7 protein-coding genes are annotated in these 3,913 nt (G+C 66.2%); all 7 read right to left on the bottom strand.

The features are described 5' to 3' along the window. A partial coding sequence (locus tag KAZ48_11260; GenBank protein ID MBP7973367.1) for a hypothetical protein occupies positions 1-588 on the bottom strand: 588 nt, incomplete at its 3' end. Beyond that, positions 585-815 (bottom strand): hypothetical protein, encoded by a 231-nt coding sequence (locus KAZ48_11255; protein ID MBP7973366.1) that lies wholly within the window; start codon positions 813-815, stop codon positions 585-587. The genes KAZ48_11255 and KAZ48_11260, both read right to left, overlap by 4 nt. After that, positions 812-1,213, bottom strand: a complete 402-nt coding sequence (locus tag KAZ48_11250; GenBank protein MBP7973365.1) for a hypothetical protein — start codon at positions 1,211-1,213, stop codon at positions 812-814. The genes KAZ48_11255 and KAZ48_11250 overlap by 4 nt, the downstream gene beginning before the upstream one ends. A 3-nt stretch (positions 1,214-1,216) precedes the next feature. Next, entirely contained in the window at positions 1,217-2,017 is an 801-nt protein-coding gene (locus KAZ48_11245; GenBank protein MBP7973364.1) for a hypothetical protein, read from the bottom strand. 24 nt (positions 2,018-2,041) lie between these two features. Then, positions 2,042-2,647: a hypothetical protein gene (locus KAZ48_11240; GenBank protein MBP7973363.1), complete on the bottom strand. Its 606-nt coding sequence runs from the start codon at positions 2,645-2,647 to the stop codon at positions 2,042-2,044. Further along, a complete protein-coding gene (locus KAZ48_11235) occupies positions 2,644-3,549 on the bottom strand; it encodes a PD-(D/E)XK nuclease-like domain-containing protein (GenBank protein MBP7973362.1) in 906 nt (301 codons plus the stop codon). Before KAZ48_11235 ends, KAZ48_11240 begins: the two co-directional genes overlap by 4 nt. Positions 3,550-3,712: 163 nt before the next feature. After that, positions 3,713-3,913, bottom strand: a 201-nt coding sequence (locus KAZ48_11230) for a hypothetical protein (GenBank protein ID MBP7973361.1), incomplete at its 5' end; no start/stop codon positions are given.

Here is a 3,913-nt window from a genome sequence, read left to right as displayed (position 1 = left end):
CTCTGGCACGCCCCACACAGCGCGCGAATGGTGTCGGTCTCGAACGCCCGCCCGCAGCGTTGGCAGATCAGCGTGAGGGGGTAGCTGTTCGCCAGGTGGTGCCACTGGAGGTCGAGGAGGGGTGCCCTGCACCTCACCCACCGGCCACTCGTCGTCAGCGACATGCGCAGCGGCACCGGACAGTTCGGCGGCCGCCTGGGCGAGCCAATCGAGCTGCGTCGGCTCGACGTGACCGGCGGCGATGTTGCGTGCGAGCCGGCGTGTTTCCTCGGCGACCAGCTCGGCGGTCCAGTTCTTCGACCACGGTTTACCTCGGTCCCAACTTGGTCCTTCGGGCCAGACGTCGCCGCTGTGTAGGCAGTCGAAACCCACCCAGCCGCTCGGGCCGCCGCCGTAGGTGAGCCCGCCGTGAACATCGACACCGAAGGAGTCGTAGTCCAAGCCGTGCCAGTGGTGCCCCTCGGGGATCTTGACGTAGCCGTTAACCGCGCCATAGAGCGGTGCTCGACAGGTGACCCACGAGATGCCTTGCTCGACACCATGATCCACGACCTGCATCCGCGGGGTCGGGCGGTCGATGCCGCTCACCGCAGCTGCTCGGTCTTCGTCTTACCGCTGCGGTACTCCACCCGCAGCGCGACGGTCTGCACGGCGCCGGTGAGCACCACGGGCCCGAACAGCCGCCGCGCCACCTTCTCGGCGTCCTCGACGTTCTCGTAACCCTGGTTGCTGTTCAGCAGCGCGTTGCCGTTGTCGTCGGATACGTAGATGTCGTATCGATCGTCCTGGCGCGGCTTGATGTCGACGCGGATCATTCGGTCACCCCAGAGAACTCGGGCCGATCAACCTCGGCGTCAGCACCCTCCTGCTCGGCGTCGGACTCCCGGTCCTCGTCCTCGTCGAACAACCCCGGCTGCTCCTGCTCGGCGTCGGGCGGCTCGGGCTGACCCTGTTTGATGCACCACTGGATCTGGAGCTTTCGACCGTGGCGCAGCTCGCCGTCAGTGCGCTCACTGGTCGACGCACCAACACACCGGGCGCGGATGACGTAGATCCCCACCTCGTCGATCTCCGGTGGCGCCTCCATGCCGCTGGGTGTGGTGCCGAACGCGAGGTAGGCCGGCGGAGTGGGCAGGTCGAGCAGGTCGTCGGGGATGGCGTCGAGCGCATTCGTGGACGGGTGGTCGTGTGCCTGCGTGGTATCGATTCCCATGGGTCAGCCCTCGATCCGCGCGAGAGCGTTGTCGACGGCGGTCACGTCGATGTCAGGACCGGTGTCCAGCCCGGCCAGTTCCCGCCAGTGCTCAATAGCCCAGCGGGTGAAGCTGATTCGGGCATCGGCATCGGCATAGGCATCGGCATAGGCAGCGGCAGCGGCATAGGCAGCGGCAGCGGCAGCGGCCTCGGCATAGGCAGCGGCATCGGCATCGGCATAGGCATAGGCAGCGGCAGCGGCATAGGCATAGGCAGCGGCAGCGGCATAGGCATAGGCATAGGCAGCGGCAGCGCTCTTTGCCTTCTGGGCCTGATCTCGGGCCGCTCGCCACTCGGTAACGGTGACCCGTTCGCCGCGCGATTCCCGCATGTACAGCTCGGCTATGTGAATCGCCGCGTCGTGGACATCCACCCGCCGGGCTATGTGAATCGCCGCGTCGTGGACATCCACCCGCCGGACCTTGGTGACGATGCCCATCTCGGGATGCACCAGTAGGTCGGCCAGCCAGCGCCAGACAATCTCGCGTGGAGTGTCCGCAGTGCCGACGGTGAGCCAGCCGAGATCCAGCACGATGATGGAGTTCTCGGGCGAGAGGAACCCGTCAACGCCGGCCAGTTCGTCGTTGAGCGACTGGACCATTCGAGCCAGCGGTTGCGCCGAGCACTCGGGGTAGTCGGTGATCTTCGCGTCACCGTTGATGTAGCTGATGACGTTCATGGCACACCCCTTGCCGCTGCCGGGCTGGTGCGATCCTTGCGCCAGGCGTAGCGGGTGGGTGATGCGATCGAGGTCGAGCGACATGATGTGTTCCTTTCGGGCGGTTGGTTATTCGGCGGGTTGGGCGTCGAGGGTGGGTTGATCGGCGCCGGCGTTCTCGATCTCGGCCTTACGCGCGGTCACCGCGGCCATCAGTGACGCGCGATGGCTTCCGAGTTCGACCGACTTGAGCTGTTCATAGAGCGCCTTGAGGTCGTCGAGCGTTTCGACCAAGGCGATCTGGTTCTCGTACTCGTTCACTTCGTCGTCGGAGATCGCGGCCGGGGCGTCGGGCAATGGGTCGACGGTGTGACTCGCCCGCCTACCCCTGGTAGCCGTGAGCTTGACGGTCAGCGGCTTGCCGCCGGGGAGGTCGCTCAGGTGCGAGATGCGAATCCCGCCAACGGCATCCGATCCAAAGCGGACCGATTCATCGCGGTACAGCGTCACCCGGCGGCCGGTCCATTGAGCAGCCTCGTCGCCCCAGGCCGCGATGAGTAGCCGCAGCATCGTCAACGGTGGGCGCCAGGACCGGCCCTCGCCCTCGACGAGCTCGATGTCGTACTTCTGCTCGGCGGTCCCGACCTTGACGCCCGCGATTGTGAATGTCCGCGGGCCACCAATGAAGTCGTCGGCGTTCCATTGATCCGAGCGTGGCTCGGCAGTGATCTTCACAGCTTCAGCTCCAGTTCCTCGTCATCGAATGCGTATGGCGGCAGGCCGATCTCGACCGCTTCATCGACGTAGCTCGGCCAGATGCCCGTCTCCATGCAGCGCGCATAGGTGTCGATCGCGGCCCGGTTGAGCCGGTCCCCCTCGGCCAGCGCCTCGTCGTCGTAGCGGATGACCGAGACGAGATACGGCGGCTCCTTCTCGACGGCCACGAACACGAAGTCGGGATCGCTGGATACGCCGGTCTCAATGAGCAGCCGCCGGTACCACGCGGCCTGGAGGTGGTATCCGAACTTCCAGAACGGGCGCACCAACTCGGTCGGGTTGGCTGTCACGCTCGTCTTGAGATCGACACATGTCAGCCGATCGCCGATGAGCGTCAGCCAGTCGGCCCGGCCCCGAAGGCGAATGCCCGACTGTGGCTCGGTCCAGTACATCGACTTCTCGGCGTGGCCGCGCTTGAACAACTCGCCGGCTTCGGGATGATTGCGCACCGCATCGGCCATCGCCCTGGCCTTGGTGAAGTCATCGACATGGATCGGAATCTTGCCCAGCGCGCGGGCGTCTGCGTCGGCGGCTTTCCATGCGGTCGTGGCGGTCGGGCTGTCGGCAATGGTGCCGTCCCTCTTGAGCCCGTGGATCGCCGGCTCCAGCACGGCGTAGTCAGATCCAGCGCCGAGAGTGAGGGTGTGGACGACGCTGCCGAAGTCGAAGTGCGGCTTGGGCTCTGGCGGGTTGTCCATCCGCTGCCGGAACTTGGCCGGACAACTCGGCGGCAGCAGCAGCTTAGCGCCGCTGCACGACAGGCTGCCCCGGTCCCGGTGATAGGTGTTCTCTTCGACCGTGAACAGGCCATCCTCGGTAGGTACCTCGGTGCGCGCCGGGATGCGCTCGGGAAGGCTCACAGGTCTGCCGCCGATACCGTCTCGCCGCAATTCAGGCAGATCCCGCCGCCGCGATGGTTACTCGCCCAGTCGTGCGCATTGGGCGCACACGGGCCGGTAGCGAATCGTGCTGCGTCCCTTGCCTCTTCGACCTCGAAGGCGTAGGGCGACTCGACGGGGTACCTCACGCCGACACCGCCATCGGCAGTTCGGTGACCCACGCGAAAATGTCCTCGCGCCGCCGGTCAACGGGTATCCCCGCCAGCGCCACCATCGCTGTCCGCAGTAGCTCCTCACGTGGCAACGCTTCGAGGTAGGCCCGCACACCGGCCGGGTCGCAGTCGCGCATCTGCCATGCAAGGTCAGCCACCACCTTGGAGCGGTG

Source organism: Candidatus Nanopelagicales bacterium (genome assembly GCA_018003655.1).
Taxonomy (GTDB): Bacteria; Actinomycetota; Actinomycetes; order S36-B12; family UBA10799; genus JAGNDY01.
The sequence above is the reverse complement of the archived record's forward strand: the minus strand, read 5'-3'. Positions and strand labels throughout refer to the sequence as shown.